The organism is Mesorhizobium sp. M7A.F.Ca.CA.002.09.1.1, from assembly GCF_003998555.1.
In the GTDB taxonomy this organism is placed as follows: Bacteria; Pseudomonadota; Alphaproteobacteria; order Rhizobiales; family Rhizobiaceae; genus Mesorhizobium; species Mesorhizobium ciceri.
Map to the genome: position 1 here is coordinate 1 of NZ_RZRR01000888.1, position 2,279 is coordinate 2,279.

2 protein-coding genes are annotated in these 2,279 nt (G+C 64.8%); both read left to right on the plus strand.

Going from position 1 to position 2,279, the window contains the following annotated elements; genetic code table 11:
- Positions 1 to 987, plus strand: a 987-nt coding sequence (locus EN994_RS27890; protein WP_164746257.1) for a hydantoinase/oxoprolinase family protein, incomplete at its 5' end; no start/stop codon positions are given.
- A gap of 1 nt (position 988) precedes the next feature.
- On the plus strand, positions 989 to 2,279 hold a 1,291-nt coding region (locus tag EN994_RS27895), incomplete at its 3' end, for a hydantoinase B/oxoprolinase family protein (RefSeq protein ID WP_127307988.1).

The following is a 2,279-nucleotide window of genomic DNA, read 5'->3' on the forward strand; positions in this document are numbered from 1 at the left end:
TGCTACGGGCGCGGCGGCCTCGATCCGACCATCACCGACGCCAATCTGGTGCTCGGCCGGCTGGCGCCGAAGAAGCTGCTGGCAGTCGAAAACCCGGTCACATCAGAGCGCGTCACCGGCATCTTCGAGGAGAAAATCGGCAAGCCGACCGGCCTGTCCGGCGTCGAGGCGGCGGGCGCGGTGCTGCGGCTCGGCAACATGAAGATGGCCGGCGCCATCCGCATGGTGTCGGTGTCACGCGGTCATGACCCCCGCGATTTCGCGCTGTTCGCCTTTGGCGGCGCCGGGCCGCTGCATGCGACTGCCCTGGCGCGCGAACTCGGCCTGCCCAAGGTGCTGGTGCCGGCGCGTCCAGGCATCACCAACGCGCTCGGCTGCGTCGTTGCCGACCTGCGCCACGACTTCGTCAACACCATCAACCAGCCGGTGTCGGTGCTCGACGAAACGCGCCTTCATGGGGTATTGGAACGGCACCGAAACGAAGGCGAGGAGCTGATCGGCAAGGAAGCGGTAAAGCCGGAGACGATCCGCGTCACCCACTCCGCCGACATGCAGTTCGTCGGCCAGACCCACATCATCAACGTGGCGCTGCCGTCCTCCTCGGTGACCCGGGCAACGCTGCAGCAGCTTTTCGAAAAGGCCTATTTCGCCCGCTTCAAGGTCGAGCTGCCGGAAATCCGAGCCAATCTCGTCAATCTCAATACATCGGTCACCGGCGTGCGTCTGGCGATCGATCTGTCGCGCCTGATCGATCCGGCGGGGCGCGCAGCAACGCTGGACGAGGCGCGGCGCGAAATCCGGCCGGTCTGGTATGCCGGCCGTTGGCACGACACGCCCGTATATGCGCGTGAAAAGCTGCCGCTCGATGCTATCATCGAAGGCCCGGCGATCCTCGAACAGATGGATGCCACCACCGTGCTCGAACCCGGCGACCGCGCACGCAGCGACGCTGACGGCAACATCATCATCGACATTGGCGAGGCCTGATATGGCAAAGCTCGACGCCATCACCCTTTCGGTCCTCCAGGCGGCCCTGCAGCAGGTCTGCGACGAGATGGACCTTACGTTCTCTCGCGCCGCTTTCTCGCCGGTCATCGCCGAGGCCAATGACCGTTCCGACGGCATCTATTCGGCTGTCGACGGTTCGCTGATCGCGCAAGGCAGCCAGGGCCTGCCGGTGTTCGTCGGCGTCATGCAGTATTCGACCAGGACGGTGATCGAGATGATCGCCGACGGCCGTTGCCTGCCGCCGGAACCAGGCGACATCTACGTCGTCAACGACCCCTATCTCGGCGGCACCCATCTGATGGATGTGCGCTTCGCCATGCCGGTCTACCGGGACGGCAAGATTTTCTGCTGGCTATCCAACACCGGCCATTGGCCCGACATTGGCGGCTCGGTGCCGGGCGGATTTTCAGCCTCGGCGACTGCCGTGGAGCAGGAAGGCCTGCGGCTGCCGCCGGTCAAACTGTTCAAGAAGGGCGTGCTCGACCCGGAAATCTACGCCATCATCTGCTCCAACATCCGCGTCGCCGACCAGCGCATCGGCGATATCAGGGCCCAGGCCGCCGCACTGCTGATCGGCCAGGATCGGCTGAATGGAATCCTGGATCGTTACGGTGACGAAACTGTTGTCGCGGCGATCGCCGAACTGCGCCGCCGCGCGGCCGAGCAGATGCGCGCCAACATCTCAGCCATTCCCGACGGCACCTACCATTCGAAGGCCTTTGTCGATTCCGATGGGGTGGTCAACGAGCCGCTGATCATCGCGCTCGCCGTCGAAAAACAGGGCGACACGCTGACCTTCGATTTCACCGATTCGTCAAAGCCCTGCGCCGGGCCGATGAACAGCGTGCTGGCGACGACCCTATCCTCGGTCTATCTCGCCATGCGCCACATTTTCCCGGATGTGCCGATCAGCGCCGGCGCGTTTGAACCCCTGATCGTCAAGCGGCCGGAAGGCACGTTCCTCGACGCCAAATATCCGCGGCCCGTCTCGGGCTGCGCCGCCGAGGTGTCGCAGCGCATCGCCGAGGCGGTGTTTGCGGCGATGGTGCAGGCATTGCCGGACAAGGTGACCGCCGCACCCGCCGGTTCCAGCGGCAATTTCGCACTCGGCGGCAACGACCCGGCACGCGGCCGCGACTACGTCATGTATCAGATCTCCGGCGGCGGTTATGGGGGCAATTCAGGCCATGACGGCCTGACCAATGGCTGCTCGACCATCGGCATCTCCAAGTCGCCGCCGGTCGAGATCATGGAACAGGCATTCCCGGTGC